Source organism: Pseudomonas fluorescens, from assembly GCF_005938625.1.
Taxonomy (GTDB): Bacteria; Pseudomonadota; Gammaproteobacteria; order Pseudomonadales; family Pseudomonadaceae; genus Aquipseudomonas; species Aquipseudomonas fluorescens_BD.
Genome location: NZ_VCNJ01000017.1, coordinates 1 through 16,562, shown reverse-complemented (window position 1 = coordinate 16,562; position 16,562 = coordinate 1). Strand labels below are relative to the sequence as shown.

The window sequence follows — 16,562 nt, the reverse complement described above, 5'->3', positions numbered from 1 at the left end:
GTTGAATGGCCAGTCATGTGGATGGCTGGTCTATAACTATAAAAAGGGAAAATGTAATGGCTTGGGATGTAATTGGCATGTTGGCGCTTGTGGCTTTTTGCGCCGGTTTTTTTGATGCGATTGCCGGGGGTGGGGGATTGATTACTTTGCCTGCCTTGTTTCTGGCCGGTGTCGACCCGATCAGTGCGATTGCCACAAACAAGTTTCAGGCCGCGTCGGCCACTATTTCAGCTACGGTCACGTTCGCTCGCAAAGGCATGATTGAGTGGCGCGAGGGGCGCTTCCTGGTTATCTGCGCGTTCCTGGGGGGCGCCAGCGGGGCTCTCTTGGTCAGCTCTATTGATAAGCGCTATCTGGAGGTGTGCGTGCCAGTGATGCTTATTCTGGTGGCGATCTACTTTGCACTCTCGCCGAAACTGGCCAATGAGGATCGACGCAAGCGAATCGGCATTCTGCTGTTCTCGTTCACGGTGGCGCCGATCCTGGGCTTCTACGACGGCATCTTCGGTCCTGGTGTAGGTTCGTTCTTTATCGTCGGTTTCGTGCTGCTTTGCGGGCTTGGCATGATGCGGGCGATGAGTTTCACCAAACTGGCCAACGCGTCGTGCAACCTGGGTTCGCTGTCAGTCTTCATCACCAAAGGCGTAATCATCTGGCCAATCGCGATAGCCATGGCGCTGGCGGCTTTTCTCGGCGCACAACTGGGCGCAAGAGCGGCTGTCCGGGTCGGCCCGCGCTTGATCAAACCCATGCTGATCGTGGTCTGCTGCGCCCTGGCGATCAAACTTCTGAGCGTCGAGACCAACCCATTGCGTGTTGCCGTCCTGCACTCCCTGGCAGCGCTATGATCAATCGGTTGGCGCTGACCGGCGCATCTCGACTTCGCTCTCGATTGCAGTTCGACGAGGCGCCAACCGGCCCTGAGTTTTTCTTTGCGCAAACCTTCGCCGGCTACCAACTGGAAGGTCGCGTATTGGCCGGTTCCGCCGCAGAAACGTCAACGCCGAAGGTGCTGGCCATTCACGGCGCTCGCTCTGACTATTCGCGACTCAACGCCATCCTGTATCCCTTGCAGGCGCTGGGCATTGCCAGCCTGAGCTTCAATCTTTCCGGCCACGGTCCCAGCGCTGACGTCGCCCTGAAGGAGACTTCACTGAGGCACAACCTTCAGGAGGCTTTACAGTTTGCCGGTCATCTTGGCGGCGAACTCAGCACGGTGATCGGCCATAGTCTGGGGGGCGCACTCGCGCTCAAGGTAGCGCAAGCGCATCGCGCTTCAGTCAGGCGCATCGTGCTGTTCTGTCCCGCCCTGTACGCGGAGGCGGCTTGGCAGCAACCGTTTGGACCAACCTTCAAAAGCGCCATTTCCGTGCCTTACGGTTTTCTCGACTCGCCATCGCTGGAGTTCCTGCGCACGTTCGACGGCGAGGTTTTGCTGGTGATTGGCGAATACGATGGTCTCCAGGCAACCACTTTTGGCGGGATCGCTGGTACGTCTGTCGGAACGCAGCAAATGAGCGAGCGCGTGATCAATAGCGCCATTCCCTATGAGGTCATCGAGGCCATTGAAAAGAACCTGGCCCCTCATCAGTTGAGAAAAATCGTCCTGCCAGGCTGCGACCATGCTGTATCGACATGGCTCAGGGAAAACCCGCCGCGCGCAGTGGAGTTGGCAAGCGAGATAGCGCGGTTCATCAATCCCGGAAACAGGTCCCAAGTGTCATGAACCAAAGGAAAACCCGCGTCCCCCTGCCCCACCCGCCGCCCTATCGCCCAAGTCGCGTGACTTCCTGGCTGACTGTTCTCGTTGCTCTGCTGATTACTTTAGCCATCGGGTTGTCGATCTGGATGCTGGTCGACAGCTGGATCACGGGGTCCATCACCACCAATAACCGCGGCCCGCGAAGCACCTACACCCTGGCGCTGCAACCGCGGCAGTTCTGGTTCGAGTTTTTCTGGCAGAGCGTTGGCACAGTGTTTCTGCTGGCAGTGGGCGTGTTCGGACTGTGGATCTACCGCAAAGTGCAGGAGCCCGTGCACACGCCGAAGAGCAAGCGCCGCGCAAAGAAAACCTAAAGCGTATTGATGTAATCAATCGGCAGCAGAACCGTATCCAGCGCGGCATCCACTGGCAGAGATACGACGGTGATGACCGGGCAGACAATCATCATGTAACAGACGATCGCCGCCGGCATGCCATCGCTGCCCCCACCACGCACACCCAACAGGTGCAGGTTGCCATCCACCCCACGGTAATACTGAGCATCGGACAAACCGTCATTCAATCGCCCGATAAAAGTTCCGCAGCCGGCCAACTGCAATACCAGGCCGATGACACAAACAGCACGCAAAATCCCTTTCAAACCAGCACTTCCCTACGTCACAAAAGATGAGGCGCGAGATTGTACCCGCGCCCAGGCTTTGCAATCACCACGACTCACGAGCATGTACGAAATGGACTACAGACCATTACTCTCTGACGCCTCTTTCAGCGGCAACGTCCTGCAACATCAATCCCTTCTTCCGTCCCATATCACCGTCTCGCCCGACATACCCGTACGGCGACTCTTGGCATGCTTTAAGGCCTGTTTCCAACGATGTGGAAGAGCCGATGAGCCCGTTAAAACCTGCTGACACGCAAGACCCGAAAATCGATTCGTTGCTAGGGGAGTTGGGCGAACTGATTCGCCAGGCGCGGCAAAAAGTGCTGCGAGCGGTGGACACGATTCAAGTGCAGACCTGCTGGCAGATCGGCAGGCATATTGTCGAGTTTGAACAACAGGGTGCGCAGCGTGCGGGCTATGGAAAACAGCTGATTGGTCTACTGGCGAAGGATCTGACTGGGCAGTTCGGAAAAGGCTTTGATGAAACCAATTTGTGGAAGATGCGCCTGTTTTATCAAAAATTTCCAATTCGAGACGCACTGCGTCCCGAATTGAGCTGGACCCACTACCGCCGTCTACTGCGGGTTGAAAGCGAGAAAGCCCGCCACTGGTACATGGACGAATGCGCCAACCTGAGCTGGTCGAGCCGCGCCCTCGACCGCCAGATACTTACGCTCTACTACGAGCGGCTTCTCATGAGTCGAGACAAAGCCGATGTGATCGAAGAAGCCACCACCAATATCGAAGCGCTGAAATGCAACCCGCGTGAATTCATTCGCGACCCCGTCATGCTCGAATTTCTGGGTCTGCCCTCGGCAGGCAAGGTCAGGGAAAGCGGTCTCGAACAAGCTCTGATCGACCATCTGCAGGGCTTTCTGCTAGAGCTGGGCAAAGGCTTTTCCTTTGTCGCCCGCCAACAACGCATCAGTACCGACGGCGTCGATCTGTACATTGATCTGGTGTTCTACAACTACCTGCTCAAATGCTTTGTGATCATTGATCTCAAACGCGGCAAGCTCAGCGCCCGCGATGTCGGACAGATGGACATGTATGTGCGCATGTACGATGAACTCATGCGCAGCGAGGACGACAAGCCGACAGTCGGGATTATTCTGTCTGCCGAGAGCAACGACTCGGTGGCGCGCTACTCAATGCTCAAGGGTAATGAGCAACTGTTCGCCAGCAGTTACAAAACGATACTGCCGAGTGAAGACGAGTTACGCGCGGAACTCAATCGCGAGCAGGCGTTGATCGAAGAGCGCCGGCTCACTCAATCCACCGAGTAAAACTTGCGGATTGTTGCTGGGCGGCGGGGAGACTATCGTTGTCAGCTTATTCTTCTAGGTCGAGCGTCATGAGCTGTCAGGACACGCCCGCAAGGCAAGACATGCAGTCAGGGTCGCCAACCTTGACTGCTGAGCAAGGTGAGCCTTTCAAAGAAGCCGCCGCCGACGGCTTTGCACTTGGCGGTTTCACCTGGCGTCAGTTCTTGCCTGATAGCCAACGCCCTGTAGTGATCATCAGCGCCGCCACGTCGGTACGTTGCCGCCACTACTCGCGTTTCGCGGCTTATCTGTGCGCAAACGGCTTCGACGTGATGACCTACGACTACCGCGGCATCGGCGAATCACGATCCGCGTCAATCAAAGGCTTGAACGCCTCGTGGACAGATTGGGGCGCACTGGATTTCGAAGCGATGCTCAAACGCGCGCAACGGGAGTTTCCCGGTCAGCCGATCGACGTGGTCGGCCACAGTTTTGGCGGTTGCGCGGCGGGTCTGGGCGAGTCCGGGCGGGTTATCCGACGGCTGGTAACGGTCGGCGCGCAGTTCGCTTATTGGCGCGACTATGCGCCGGAACATCGCTGGCGCATGTTCGGCAAATGGCATGTGCTGATGCCGTTGTTGACGCTGTTCTGCGGCTTTTTCCCCGGCAAGCGACTCGGCTGGCTGGAAGATACGCCGAAAGGCGTTGTGCGCGACTGGAGCACGCCTGCTGCGCGTTACGAACGGCGCCCCAGTGGTCGCGCATTGATCAACAAGAGCGGCGCCCTGCCCTTCGCCAACGTCCGCGCACAGACCCTGGCGATCAGCATCAGCGACGATCCCTACGGCACAATTGCAGCCATCGAACGCCTGCTCGACTACTTCAGTAACGCTGCAAAAACCCACCTGCGCATCGAGCCGCAGGACATCGGCGAACAACAAGTCGGACATTTCGCCTTTTTTCGCAGCGCATACCAAGCCACACTATGGCCCATCGCTCTGACCTGGCTGCAAACCGGCGCACTGGCCCCCGACACACCGGGGCGGCAAGTCCCGCGCAGCTGAGCCCCTCTCAACGCACGACGGAACACATCATGGCCTCCGCCAACAAGCAGCAAAAACGCGCCACCCGGGCCAAAGCCAAGGCCAAGCAGAACCGCACCAAACGCGCTGAAGCGCCGGTCGAGCTGGACCCGAACGATGACCGCATCGACTTCGAATCGGTGGACCTGACCGAGCTGTTCAAGAAAATGATCGACGCCGAGAAGATCAGCCAGCAAGCGCTGTGCAGCGCGTTCCTCGAAGACCCGCTGCTGGAGCTGGTCTATGAGCAGGAAGGCGAAGAAGGTGCGATGGATTTCATCCTCGCCGCACTGATCGAGTATCGCCAGTGGTCGCAGGAAACCGACGAAGCCGGCGCGCTGGCGTGGATCGAATCCCCGGCCTTTCAGGCCGACTATGTAGCGGCGTCCGACGCGATCGCCGCACAAACCCAACAGAAGAACTGAGTTCCCATGGCATCCCTGAACAAGCAACAGAAACGCGCCAAACGCGCCAAGGCCAAAGCCAAGCAAATCCGTATGGTCGGCCGCAAGCCGCTGGAACAGGACGAAGACCTCGACCACCTCGCCGAGCCGGTGCCGGAATACGTCCTGGCGATGTTCAGCAAAATGCGCGACGCCGAAGCCGTCAGCCGCAATGAAATGCTGCTGACGCTACTGCGCGAACTGGCGTTCGTCATCGTTGACCATCCAGAGCTGCTGGACATGGAAAACGCAGACAACGAAGGCATGGCCGCCACCCACCTGGCCGCCGACATGCTGATCGACTATCGCATGTGGGCCGAAGGCGTAACGATCGAAGAGGCCCAGGCCTGGCTGAGCGAGCCACAGTTCATCACCGATTTCGGGGTTGCGCTGGATGCTTATGGCAAGTCAGTGGACACCCAGGAAGAAAAGAGCGAATAAACCCCTCTCACAAACAAAAACGGCCGCTAGTCATCACTGACAGCGGCCGTTTTGCATTACGTGTTACGGATCAGTTCAACACCACCGCGCCACGTTTTTCCAGCTTGCGACGGCGTGCCACCAGCAGACCGGCGGCCACCACCATCAGGCTCAGCAGGCCAGTCGCGAGGATCTCCACGCGATGCGCTTCCTGGAACAGCATGATGGTCAGGGCCGCGACGATGAAGATGATCACCGCGTAGGTCAGGCCCGGGAACAACCACATGCTGAAGTCGATTTTCTCGCCGCGCGCCACGCGTTGTTTGCGCATGCGCAATTGCGAGAAGGCGATTACCAGGTACACCAGCAGCGCGATAGCACCGGAGCTGGCCAGCAGGAATTCGAACACTGCGGCCGGGGCCACGTAGTTCGCGAATGTGCACAGGAACGCTGCGCCGGTGGACAGCATCACCGCCCAGTAAGGCGTGCCGCTTTTGTTGGTGCGGGTCGACATGGCCGGGGCATCGCCACGCCTGCCGAGGGAGAAGAGCATGCGCGATGAGGTGTAAAGCGCCGAGTTCAGGCAGCTGGTTACCGCGACCAGCACCACGATGTCGACGATCATTTTCGCGTTAGGAATGCCCATGCGCTCAAGCACGGTCTGGTAGGAACCGAGGTTGGCCAGCGTAGGATCGTTCCAAGGCACCAAGGCTACAACGATGAAGATCGATACGAGATAGAACAAGCCGATCCGCCAGATCACCGAGTTGGTAGCCTTGGAGATCTGCTTGCCCGGGTTCTTCGATTCCGCGGCCGCGATGGTCACGATTTCGGTACCCATGAAGGAGAACATGGTGGTCAGGATCGCGCCCAGTACCGCACCCATGCCGTTTGGCAGGAAGCCGCCGCTGTCGAACAGATGCGACACACCGCTGACCTGGCTGTTCGGCAGGTAGCCGAAGATCGCTGCAAGACCGAGGGCGATGAAACCGATGATCGCCAGCACTTTGATCAGGGCAAACCAGAATTCGAATTCACCGTAGTTCTTCACGCTGAACAGGTTGGTGACGGTCAGCAGCATGGTGATGATCAGCGCGAAAGCCCAAATGCCGACGCCCGGGAACCAAGCGTGGAGGATGGTCGCGGCGGCGTTGGCCTCCAGTGGAATCACCAATACCCAGAACCACCAGTACAACCAGCCGATGGTGAAACCGGCCCAGTGCCCGATGGCACGGTCGGCGTAAGTCGAGAACGAACCGGTGTCCGGCGAGGCGACAGCCATTTCGCCGAGCATGCGCATCACCAACACCACCAGGGTACCGGCAGCAGCATAAGCCAGCAGCACGGCAGGGCCGGCAGCAGCGATGGCGTGGCCGGAGCCAACGAACAGACCGGCGCCGATAACACCGGCGATCGACAACATGGTCACATGACGCGGTTTGAGCCCCTGTTCGAGGCCATTGGAGCTTGGGGTACTGCTCATCGAAACTACCTTTGCAAGGAAAGCGATTGCGTCCGGCCCGTCTGGCATTTTCTTTCTCGTAAAAAGAAACCAACGGGGCGTTCCGGATTCTGCACGCAATAAATGCGCCAAAATGTTTCAAAGTCTTCTGGGCTGCGGCTTTGCGCACGACCGAACAGTCATCGCAAGTCCTTGAGATTAATGGCTATTCGCCAGAGCGTTACCCTGCGACTCACTTTCAAGACGAATCAGCGCACCAGAAACACACTGAAAAAGTGTGGGATGCACAATAAAAGGGCGAATCAGGAACGTTCGGCCGGATAGCGCTTCCAACACCCCGCCAAAGCTGGCAACATCGCGCCTTTTTTTACGCGACACCCACGGGTTTGCACGATCAAACATCCGTTCGGTTGTTGATGGGGCGACAGTCTGCTGTGCCGATGCGACAACCTGCCACATGCCACCCGTTAACCGCTCGTAGCGCTGTTGGCTGCCATTGAAACGCTATGCTAGCTTGGCCGCCTCGCCAGGACGGCCATCCAACAGCTGGAGCGCAACATATATGAGGAACGCACATGGCTGAGGCCACGCCCGCGCTTGAAATCCGCAACTTGCACAAACGCTACGGACAGCTTGAGGTGCTCAAAGGCATCTCGCTGACCGCCCGCGACGGCGATGTGATCTCGATCCTCGGTTCCTCCGGTTCCGGCAAGTCCACGTTCCTGCGTTGCATCAACCTGCTGGAAAACCCGCACCAGGGCCAGATTCTGGTGGCCGGTGAAGAACTCAAGCTCAAGGCCGCCAAAAATGGCGAACTGGTTGCCGCCGATGGCAAACAGATCAACCGTCTGCGCTCCGAGATTGGGTTTGTGTTTCAAAACTTTAATCTGTGGCCGCACATGAGCATCCTCGACAACATCATCGAGGCACCGCGTCGCGTGCTCGGCCAGAGCAAAGCCGAAGCCATCGAAGTCGCCGAAGCACTGCTGGCCAAGGTCGGCATCGCCGACAAGCGCCACGCCTACCCGGCGCAATTGTCCGGCGGTCAGCAACAGCGCGCGGCGATTGCCCGCACGCTGGCGATGCAGCCGAAGGTGATCCTGTTCGACGAGCCCACCTCGGCGCTTGACCCGGAAATGGTTCAGGAAGTACTTAGTGTCATCCGCGCACTGGCCGAAGAAGGCCGCACCATGCTGCTCGTGACCCACGAAATGGGTTTTGCCCGTCAGGTCTCCAGCGAAGTGGTGTTCCTTCACCAAGGCCTTATAGAAGAGCAAGGATCGCCTCAGCAGGTGTTCGAAAACCCGCTTTCGGCGCGCTGCAAACAATTCATGTCCAGCAACCGCTAACGGAGCAACATGCATGCAGAATTTCAAGAAGGTCTTCCTGGCCGCCGCCGTCACCCTCGCGTTCAGCGCCGGTGCCATGGCTGAAACCCTGAAGATGGGCATCGAAGCGGCCTACCCGCCGTTCAACAACAAAGACGCCAGCGGCAACGTGGTCGGCTTCGACAAAGACATCGGCGACGCCCTCTGCGCGAAGATGAAGGTCGAGTGCACCGTGGTCACTTCCGACTGGGACGGCATCATTCCGGCCCTGAACGCGAAGAAGTTCGACTTCCTGATCTCCTCGCTGTCGATCACCGACGAGCGCAAAGGCGCGGTCGATTTCACCGACCCGTACTACTCGAACAAGCTGCAGTTCATTGCACCGAAAAACGTCGACTTCAAAACCGACAAGGACTCGCTGAAGGGCAAGTCCATCGGTACCCAGCGTGCCACGCTGGCCGGCACCTGGCTGGAAGACAACTACGGCAGCGATCTCAACGTCAAACTCTATGACACCCAGGAAAACGCCTACCTCGACCTGACGTCCGGTCGTGTCGACGCGATCCTCGCCGACAAGTACGCCAACTACGACTGGCTGAAAAGCGACGCGGGCAAGAACTACGAGTTCAAGGGCGACCCGGTTGTAGAAAGCGACAAGATCGGCATCGCTGTGCGTAAAGGCGACCCACTGCGTGAGAAGTTGAACGCTGCCCTGAAGGAAATCGTCGCCGACGGTACCTACAAGAAGATCAACGACAAGTACTTCCCGTTCAGCATCTACTGATCCTGACCTGTGGGACTGGCGCCGTGACTCAACGGCGCCGGCTTCCGACTTTGCCTGCCGCAATTTGAACAGAACTCCATGATTATCGACCTCTACGGATTCGGCCCGGCCCTCGCTGCCGGCGCGCTGATGACCGTCCAACTGGCTCTCACCGCCCTGTGCCTGGGACTGGTGCTCGGCCTGCTCGGCGCCTTGGCCAAGACTTCCCCGTACAAGCCGCTGCAATGGCTTGGCGAAACCTACTCGACCATCGTACGTGGTGTGCCGGAACTGCTTTGGGTTCTGCTGATCTACCTCGGCACCGTCAAGACGATGAATGCCATTGGCGAATACTTTGGCAATCCAGACCTGGCGCTAAGCCCCTTTGTGGCGGGCGTAACCGCACTCGGACTGTGCTTCGGCGCCTATGCCACGGAGGTATTTCGTGGCGCCATCCTGGCCATTCCGAAAGGACACCGTGAGGCCGGTCAGGCCCTGGGCCTGTCGAAATGGCGGATCTTCACCCGGTTGATAATGCCGCAGATGTGGCGCATCGCCCTGCCCGGTCTGGGCAATCTGTTCATGATCCTGATGAAAGACACTGCTCTGGTGTCGGTCATCGGCCTGGAAGAAATCATGCGCAATGCGCAGAACGCCGTGACCTTCGCCAAGCATCCATTCACCTTCTATCTGGTCGCAGCCGTCATGTATCTGGGCCTGACCATACTGGCGATGGCCACCATGCACTTCATGGAAAAACGCGCCGCCCGTGGCTTCGTGAGGACGACGTAATGGAATGGGAAGTCATCTATAAGTGGCTGCCGAAGTTCTTTCAGGGCGCCGTCCTGACACTCGAACTGGTGGGCATCGCCGTTATTCTCGGGTTGTTGCTGGCGATCCCTCTGGGCATCGCGCGCTCCTCCAAGCTCTGGTTTGTTCGCGCATTTCCTTACGCTTACATCTTTTTCTTTCGTGGCACTCCGCTGCTCGTACAACTGTTTCTGGTCTACTACGGCCTCGCTCAGTTCGACGCCGTACGCGACAGTTTCATGTGGCCGTATTTGCGAGAACCCTTCTGGTGCGCTGTCGCCACGATGACCCTGCATACTGCCGCCTATATCGCCGAAATCCTGCGTGGCGCCATTCAAGCGATCCCGCCGGGCGAGATCGAAGCCGCGCGTGCACTGGGCATGTCCAAGGCCAAGGCATTGTTCTATATCGTCCTGCCGCGCGCCGCGCGCATCGGCCTGCCGGCCTACAGCAACGAAGTCATCCTGATGTTGAAGGCCAGTTCTCTGGCGAGCACGGTGACCTTGCTCGAACTCACCGGCATTACCCGCACGATCATTGCCCGCAACTACCTCACCGTGGATATGTTCTTCACCGCAGGCGTCATTTACCTGCTGATGTCGTTTGTTCTCGTTCAGGCATTCAAACAGCTGGAGCGATGGTTGCGCGTCGATGCCTGCCAAGGGCGTTGATTCTTCCTACGTGCTGACGGGCGAGAACTTACTCGCCCGCTTCACCGCGTTGGATGCTTTTTTGGTTGAGCATCAGGCGCTGTGGAAACCTCGACCGTTCACTCATCTTTCGCTTGTTTGGGAAGCGTCCTACCCGGAGCTGGCCTTGTGGCTGCGCGGACGGTCGCTGGAAGACGCGGAAAACGCTCACAATCAACCTGCCGAACTTGTCGATGCGCCGGAGCCGTTCGCTTCATTGGCGGCGCTGTCGGCTGAGTTGAGTGCAGTTGGTGAGTTGCCGGGGCATGCACTGGAAGCTGCGGGCCATCGACTGAATGTCGATGTGCCGGGACGCAAGTGGCAGCAGATTGAGGCGTTCGCCAGTCGTTTGTCTTTCACCTCGCAGCCGATGCATTGGCTGGACTGGTGTTCGGGCAAGGGGCATTTGGGGCGACGGTTGTTGGGCGCGGGGCAGCAACTGACTTGCGTTGAATACGATCCGCTATTGGTCGCCAGCGGTCAGGCGTTGAGTCAGCGTCATCAGTTGCACGCTTTGCACGTGGAACAGGACGTACTGGCGGCGAACGCCTCTACCGTGTTGAGCGCGACTCACACGCCCGTCGCCCTGCATGCGTGTGGTGATCTGCATGTGCGCTTGATGCAACTGGCCAGTGCTGCCGGTTGCCAACGAATGGCGATCGCGCCCTGCTGCTACAACCGCATCAGTCGTAGCGAATATCAGGCATTGTCCTGCGCAGGATCGGCATCGCTCCTACAGCTCTCGCTGGAAGATCTGGCGCTGCCGGCGAGCGAAACCGTCACAGCCGGTGCTCGCGTCCGACGTCAGCGCGACACTTCGATGGCCCGTCGTTTGGCCTTCGATCTGCTGCAACGGCAAGTGCGCGGCGTCGACGAGTATTTGCCAACGCCCTCCCTGCCCAGCGCCTGGCTGGAAAAACCGTTCGCTGATTACTGTCGGGATCTGGCTGCGCTCAAAGAGTTATCCACAATCGGTGAGCGAGATTGGCCCGCACTCGAAGCAGCCGGTTGGCAGCGGTTGGCCGAAGTTCGCAACCTCGAATTGCTTCGCGGGCTGTTCCGACGGCCACTGGAGCTTTGGCTGAATCTGGATCGGGCGCTTTTCCTCTCAGAACAGGGCTACACCGTCCGCCTCGGCAGCTTCTGCGACACCTTGCTGACTCCGCGTAATTTGCTGCTAATGGCCGAACGCGCTCAAAACGTTACAGCCTGTGGATAACTCTGTTGATGGATTTGCCGTGGATCCAATATCTGCGCCTGTTTCGTCGCCTTAACAACACTGGTCATTTTTTGTTCACATAAATAAAAAACCTGTAAAACAGGGATTTGCGAACAAAATGAGAATGGGTTCACAAAACCTCGCCTGAGTATGACTTCGTGCCTCTCAGTTGTGCATAAGCTGCCAATCAAAACGACATAACCGCCGAATAATGGCGCTCGCCGAGCGAATAATTTCGCCCTCGCGAAAGCCGAAACTCCACTGCCTGTCCTGCAAAACAGCCCTATCGTGCGTAAGGCACAAATGCTGCGTTACGCATTGCACAGTGCTTAATTTGCCGCGATGCAAAAATAGTCTGAATTCAGGGGTTTACAGGATCTTCCCAATCGCTATAATCGTCGCCCACAACGCCGGTATAGCTCAGTTGGTAGAGCAACTGACTTGTAATCAGTAGGTCCCGGGTTCGACTCCTGGTGCCGGCACCATACAAAACAAGGGCTTGCAGCGATGCAGGCCCTTTGTTTTTGCGCTACACGTAACAAGCCACGTAACAAGCGCGCTGATCGATCCCATACGCGGGTCTGCTCAAGCACGCACAGCTAGGCATGCAGACGGCCATCGGCTCATACAGTGAGCGAGTCCAGCGCCCGGCCATTTCTGACGGTTGCGCCTAAAATGTGTGACCCCGCGGAAAAAGAGTAATAAAGGTGATATGCCTTCCTAAATATCGCTACAAGCCACGTCCTATAAGGCTTTGAATGATTTTCGGAAAGGTGATATTTGAGTGATATAGAAGTAATCGTATTACTCTTTTATAAGGTGATATTTCAAAACCACGAAACCCAATGAAACCGGGGGTTCGGCGGAAATATCACTTTTCATATCACTTCATATTACTTCTCTATGTGATATAGAAACCCCAGTAAAATCGGGGCTTCCAGAGCAACCTTCGCCCCGTATCACCTATATCACTCTTTTTGAAATACCCACCCCTGCCTGAGAATCGATCTCATATAAAGCGCATACCGAAAACGACGCTTTCATATCCCGTCCAGCAACGCCTTCAATGCTTTTTCTTCCTCTGACCCTCTCTCTGTATGGGAATGGATCGCCAAATATTCGCGTCCCGCTGCCCCCTCTCTGTAGAGAACCCAGTCGCCGGTTGACTTAGGAAGGCGTTCAGTGAATTTTTTCATTACGTCTTCGATCCCGAGGCTCGGGTCTACACCACTTCTGATAATTCGCTCTGCTAAGTCATCTATCGTTTGATCCAACGATTGTCCGATTGGCCTGCCTTGAGCCGCAGCGAAGTTAGTAGACGCCCAGTCACTTGCCCGATAGTGGAAATGACCATACCCAGCTAGCAATCCTGTTTCTTTGAAATCTCCTGGAGTTTTCGTAGATGGCTCGCCTGCCTCCACGGCGTCGATTGCTCGTAACAATCGGGAAAAGTCGTCGCAATCCAGTTCCAGGATCTGGCCTGTGAGGTGAATAGACAGTCTTTGAACGTATGGCTTTTCTTGCAGGATTTCCCTAACAAACTCAGCGGAATGACAGACCATCGAAACCTCCAGTGGTGTCGAGATAAAGGGGAGCACGGACGTTCGGAGCAACTGGAGCTTAGTCGACACCTACCTTTACGCCTGAATGAAACGATAGATTGTTGGGATTCTCAGCCTTAAGCCCCGCCATTCATGTCTCCTAGGGTGATGCCCCGCACAGCTGGCGGTCTCCGGAGGCACTGATTTATTTAGCGATCACTTTTCGAAAAATAAGAGCATCTGTACTTTTTTCGCTCCATCGCCAATGAATACGGGACTTTCAGATCACCACTCGGCAGGTTTTCGAAACCAACCTCTATGCAAAGAAATGCCATTTCTTTTCAAAACTTTGCATTTTGTGCAAAAGGTATAGGCCCATGCATGCCCTACTCCAACGCTGGCGGTAGGACGGTTTGCATGTCATCTAGCTTTGCAATAAAAAGGCACGCATACCCCGCTGGCGGGAGGGGGATAAGTGCTTTCTCAACGTTTTTTTTGTATCAAGCAAGGTTTCGCTGAGCGCATGGCATGTAAAGTATTGGCTTCTCAAGGTGGGGAAGATCTGAAGAATCGATGTAGTCGATCTTGTGATGGCGGATGGGGGACGGCTGCGTTGAAAATTGCGTTGTCAGTTCTTCGACAGCGGTGGAACTTCACAACTCTTCACATTTATCAGGCGGCTCCGATGTTGTATTCCGCCAGATGGGGCTGTTCTCGTTACGTAGCCTTGTGCAGCGAGTGTATTAATTGAACCTCTCTATACGGACCCGCATGGACGGTCGTGTGAGAGAACTGAAGGCGCAACATCATTCAATTGAGCATCGACTCATTCCTAGCGATACCACAACGCACGGCGCGTGACGAATCACGCACTGTGCGGCGAATGCTGGTGACTTAGAAATCGGTAAGTTGAGCCTTCAGCTTGCGGTCACTGCAGTGAATCAATACCACTGAGCATGTCTTCAGCCAGCGGGGTCAGCGCCTTGAACGATGACTCCTGTTTATTCAATTGCGCTAAGGCATAAATAGTACGTGCGGTTCGACCGTTACCATCTCCATAGGGATGGTAACGGACAATGGCGCCAAACAGCGCTTCGCCCGCGTCTACTTGCCCCGCCTGGACCTTGATTTTAATGGCGTCCAATGCTTTCACAAAACCGGCACGGCCCACATCCGAGCCCATGAACAGCGGATCGCTGCTGGAACGGAACACCCGCTCGACTTGCCCTACTGCAGGCTGGTACACCACCGCGTGCAGGCGATCTATGGCATGTATATCCATCAGATCGGTCTGGTGGTTCTGTGAAAGCACATTCCGGATGCGCCCCTGCAGTGCGTTTACTGATGCCGGATCGGGGGCCGATCGGCTACTGCCGGTGATCCAGTTGGCGGCGGCTAGCTCTGGCTCTCCAGACAAGGATTGACGAGGAACCGAAGCTGGTGCGTCCAGAAAACCATGAATGTGACTATTGGCCGCGCTCAACCGCGTCAGGTCAGACTGCAGGCGGCGTTGCGCCTGAGCTTGTTCAAAGGCCAATTCCCCCCAAGCGAAACGTGTCCTTACGGTCCCGAGGGAGTCCAATTCCAAATTCCGGCGGATCGACAGCTCCACCGCTTCAGCAGTGGTCAGGAGCGCCAAGCGCCGGGCGGGCTCGCTGCCTTTCATGTGATCAACCAAAAGATTGATCTTGCCGTTATCGGCGAGTCGGGACCATGTCACACTGCGCAACGCCTGTGGAATGAACGCACGCGTGGCTGACTTGGTTCGACGATAAAGGGCAAGGCCTTCGGTAATGCCGTGTCGGGTCAAAGGCGCTGCGCTCGCCAGCGTTCCCACGCCACCCAGTATCCCGGCCAGGATCGCCTCGTTGCGAAAGGCCGCGGCATCTTCCGGCCGGTCAGCCATCTGCGCCTGTGTCCAGCTGGCTGCGACGTAAGCACCGTCCAGCGCCAGATTGCTCAAAAACAATGCGATACGGCCCAACAAAGCCCCTGTCCCCGGAATAACAGTATTCAAACCAATGGCGGCAATCGTCAGAATGCTCTTGGCTACCTCTAGCAAGTGTCCAGTGATTTGCTCCCAGGAACTGAACACCAGATAATCGATGTCCGAATCGAGACGACTCATCAGACCCTCGAACAGCTTATCGGCCAAATCACTTAGGTTTGCGCTGGCGACGAAAGAAAAGGGGTGTATCAGCCACACACCGGGTGGCGTGGCATTGAGATCGGATACCACCGTAGGTTGAAAAATCGAAACGGGACTATCTTTATACTGCTGCGCCGAAACGCAGGGTAGCTTTGCAAGAAGCCGTTCTTTAAAGGCCACCGTATCGGGAAACACAGAAACTAACTCGGTTTGCATACCCGTGAACGTCGAATAGGTGCGCCTCCCGCTGATCACGTGAAAAAAATCGGGGGTGTCTACGTCAAAAAGCACACCGCCTTTGCGGCCGGAGGGTATCAGAAACATTCCGTTCAGCTTGGTTCCTTTGAAGAGCACTTCTTGGGCCTGAATATTCCCACTTAGAAAATTCTCCACGGCGGGCACATATCCCACATTCTTGTCTGGACTATCCAAATACGCTATGCAACGTAGTCGTACCATTTTCTGATAGAGCGCTGTCAGTCCGGTACGGTTGGCAGGATTCGCCCGATACGTCGACAACGCGCGTTCCATCACGGTTTGCAGATTTTCCTGAGTCAGAGAATTGATCAGCTCACTCGGCTCAAACGTGGTTCGGGGATACGAGTACTGACGGCCCAGCGAATCCCTCGCTTGCTTGAAAGCGTAGAGATAGTGCCCCGTCACGACGTCCCGGAGTGCTACGCGTACCGTGCTGCTGCTCGGTGCACGTGCATGAGGGGGGATCATGGTAGGGTCGTAGGGGCCGGGATGGTAGGTCACACTGACATAGCTGTCCGGCGACAAATAAGAAGTCGTGCCGCTTTGTTCCTCGTAGCGACTAATACCTGTGTTGATGTAATCATCAATAAACACTGCGGGATTCAAAATAGGACTGTCTAGCGTTGAGAGCAGCTGCAAGGTGCGCTCCGCGGAGAGCTGATCCGTTGTAGGTGTGGTCGTCGCTTCGGTTGTTTCGGTCTCCAAAGGTGGTCGCGACGTGCTTCTGATCAATAAAGTCCGCTTGTACT

At 56.7% G+C, this 16,562-nt stretch carries 16 protein-coding genes and 1 tRNA gene; 13 read left to right on the top strand and 4 right to left on the bottom strand.

The genetic code is table 11. The annotated features are described in order from the left end of the window. The first annotated feature begins 56 nt into the window (after positions 1-56). From FGA82_RS11805 to FGA82_RS11795, 3 genes are read left to right on the top strand one after another with little or no spacing between them, the layout of a single operon-like run. Positions 57-848 (top strand): TSUP family transporter, encoded by a 792-nt coding sequence (locus tag FGA82_RS11805; protein WP_141127216.1) that lies wholly within the window; start codon positions 57-59, stop codon positions 846-848. After that, complete coding sequence (locus FGA82_RS11800) at positions 845-1,726, top strand: alpha/beta hydrolase (protein ID WP_141127215.1); 882 nt, start codon at positions 845-847, stop codon at positions 1,724-1,726. The genes FGA82_RS11805 and FGA82_RS11800 overlap by 4 nt, the downstream gene beginning before the upstream one ends. Continuing rightward, positions 1,723-2,076: a hypothetical protein gene (locus FGA82_RS11795; protein WP_141127214.1), complete on the top strand. Its 354-nt coding sequence runs from the start codon at positions 1,723-1,725 to the stop codon at positions 2,074-2,076. Before FGA82_RS11800 ends, FGA82_RS11795 begins: the two co-directional genes overlap by 4 nt. On the opposite strand, the gene FGA82_RS11790 is transcribed toward FGA82_RS11795, so the two are convergent. Next, positions 2,073-2,363 (bottom strand): YceK/YidQ family lipoprotein, encoded by a 291-nt coding sequence (locus FGA82_RS11790; protein ID WP_141127213.1) that lies wholly within the window; start codon positions 2,361-2,363, stop codon positions 2,073-2,075. The genes FGA82_RS11795 and FGA82_RS11790 overlap by 4 nt on opposite strands. A 248-nt stretch (positions 2,364-2,611) precedes the next feature. Between FGA82_RS11790 and FGA82_RS11785 the strand changes: the two genes are divergently transcribed. The 4 genes from FGA82_RS11785 (at position 2,612) to FGA82_RS11770 (ending at position 5,615) form a co-directional block, all read left to right on the top strand. Beyond that, complete coding sequence (locus tag FGA82_RS11785) at positions 2,612-3,670, top strand: PDDEXK nuclease domain-containing protein (protein WP_141127212.1); 1,059 nt, start codon at positions 2,612-2,614, stop codon at positions 3,668-3,670. A 68-nt stretch (positions 3,671-3,738) separates the two neighbouring features. After that, entirely contained in the window at positions 3,739-4,713 is a 975-nt protein-coding gene (locus FGA82_RS11780) for an alpha/beta hydrolase family protein (protein WP_141127211.1), read from the top strand. 29 nt (positions 4,714-4,742) lie between these two features. Beyond that, on the top strand, positions 4,743-5,156 hold the full coding sequence (locus FGA82_RS11775; protein WP_016986326.1) for a hypothetical protein: 414 nt from the start codon (positions 4,743-4,745) through the stop codon (positions 5,154-5,156). A gap of 6 nt (positions 5,157-5,162) precedes the next feature. Beyond that, the gene (locus tag FGA82_RS11770) at positions 5,163-5,615 is read left to right on the top strand and encodes a hypothetical protein (RefSeq protein WP_141127210.1); all 453 of its coding nucleotides are present in this window, start codon (positions 5,163-5,165) and stop codon (positions 5,613-5,615) included. Positions 5,616-5,685: 70 nt separating this feature from the next. Here FGA82_RS11770 and gabP read toward each other — a convergent pair whose 3' ends face one another. Next, positions 5,686-7,077: a GABA permease gene (gene gabP, locus FGA82_RS11765; RefSeq protein WP_141127209.1), complete on the bottom strand. Its 1,392-nt coding sequence runs from the start codon at positions 7,075-7,077 to the stop codon at positions 5,686-5,688. Between the two features lie 554 nt (positions 7,078-7,631). Between gabP and FGA82_RS11760 the strand changes: the two genes are divergently transcribed. The 6 genes from FGA82_RS11760 to FGA82_RS11735 all read left to right on the top strand — a co-directional run bounded on the left by FGA82_RS11760 (position 7,632) and on the right by FGA82_RS11735 (position 12,350). Continuing rightward, the gene (locus FGA82_RS11760; RefSeq protein WP_007909167.1) at positions 7,632-8,405 is read left to right on the top strand and encodes an ABC transporter ATP-binding protein; all 774 of its coding nucleotides are present in this window, start codon (positions 7,632-7,634) and stop codon (positions 8,403-8,405) included. A 13-nt stretch (positions 8,406-8,418) separates the two neighbouring features. Beyond that, positions 8,419-9,168, top strand: a complete 750-nt coding sequence (locus FGA82_RS11755) for an ABC transporter substrate-binding protein (RefSeq protein WP_122609212.1) — start codon at positions 8,419-8,421, stop codon at positions 9,166-9,168. A gap of 78 nt (positions 9,169-9,246) precedes the next feature. Next, a complete protein-coding gene (locus tag FGA82_RS11750) occupies positions 9,247-9,939 on the top strand; it encodes an ABC transporter permease (protein ID WP_095047149.1) in 693 nt (230 codons plus the stop codon). Further along, on the top strand, positions 9,939-10,628 hold the full coding sequence (locus tag FGA82_RS11745) for an ABC transporter permease (RefSeq protein WP_099757735.1): 690 nt from the start codon (positions 9,939-9,941) through the stop codon (positions 10,626-10,628). Before FGA82_RS11750 ends, FGA82_RS11745 begins: the two co-directional genes overlap by 1 nt. After that, complete coding sequence (locus FGA82_RS11740; protein ID WP_141127208.1) at positions 10,609-11,865, top strand: methyltransferase; 1,257 nt, start codon at positions 10,609-10,611, stop codon at positions 11,863-11,865. The genes FGA82_RS11745 and FGA82_RS11740 overlap by 20 nt, the downstream gene beginning before the upstream one ends. 409 nt (positions 11,866-12,274) lie before the next feature. Continuing rightward, positions 12,275-12,350, top strand: a tRNA-Thr gene (locus FGA82_RS11735). Positions 12,351-12,905: 555 nt separating this feature from the next. Here the strand turns inward: FGA82_RS11735 and FGA82_RS11730 are convergent. Then, entirely contained in the window at positions 12,906-13,427 is a 522-nt protein-coding gene (locus tag FGA82_RS11730; RefSeq protein WP_141127207.1) for a hypothetical protein, read from the bottom strand. Positions 13,428-14,334: 907 nt separating this feature from the next. Continuing rightward, positions 14,335-16,562, bottom strand: a 2,228-nt coding sequence (locus tag FGA82_RS11725) for a hypothetical protein (protein WP_212760536.1), incomplete at its 5' end; no start/stop codon positions are given.

Coding starts and splice junctions, on each gene's coding strand:
- FGA82_RS11805 (WP_141127216.1), top strand. CDS start 57: ATGGCTTGGGATGTAATTGGCATGTTGGCGCTTGTGGCTTTTTGCGCC.
- FGA82_RS11800 (WP_141127215.1), top strand. CDS start 845: ATGATCAATCGGTTGGCGCTGACCGGCGCATCTCGACTTCGCTCTCGA.
- FGA82_RS11795 (WP_141127214.1), top strand. CDS start 1,723: ATGAACCAAAGGAAAACCCGCGTCCCCCTGCCCCACCCGCCGCCCTAT.
- FGA82_RS11785 (WP_141127212.1), top strand. CDS start 2,612: ATGAGCCCGTTAAAACCTGCTGACACGCAAGACCCGAAAATCGATTCG.
- FGA82_RS11780 (WP_141127211.1), top strand. CDS start 3,739: ATGAGCTGTCAGGACACGCCCGCAAGGCAAGACATGCAGTCAGGGTCG.
- FGA82_RS11775 (WP_016986326.1), top strand. CDS start 4,743: ATGGCCTCCGCCAACAAGCAGCAAAAACGCGCCACCCGGGCCAAAGCC.
- FGA82_RS11770 (WP_141127210.1), top strand. CDS start 5,163: ATGGCATCCCTGAACAAGCAACAGAAACGCGCCAAACGCGCCAAGGCC.
- gabP (WP_141127209.1), bottom strand. CDS start 7,077: ATGAGCAGTACCCCAAGCTCCAATGGCCTCGAACAGGGGCTCAAACCG.
- FGA82_RS11760 (WP_007909167.1), top strand. CDS start 7,632: ATGGCTGAGGCCACGCCCGCGCTTGAAATCCGCAACTTGCACAAACGC.
- FGA82_RS11755 (WP_122609212.1), top strand. CDS start 8,419: ATGCAGAATTTCAAGAAGGTCTTCCTGGCCGCCGCCGTCACCCTCGCG.
- FGA82_RS11750 (WP_095047149.1), top strand. CDS start 9,247: ATGATTATCGACCTCTACGGATTCGGCCCGGCCCTCGCTGCCGGCGCG.
- FGA82_RS11745 (WP_099757735.1), top strand. CDS start 9,939: ATGGAATGGGAAGTCATCTATAAGTGGCTGCCGAAGTTCTTTCAGGGC.
- FGA82_RS11740 (WP_141127208.1), top strand. CDS start 10,609: ATGCCTGCCAAGGGCGTTGATTCTTCCTACGTGCTGACGGGCGAGAAC.
- FGA82_RS11730 (WP_141127207.1), bottom strand. CDS start 13,427: ATGGTCTGTCATTCCGCTGAGTTTGTTAGGGAAATCCTGCAAGAAAAG.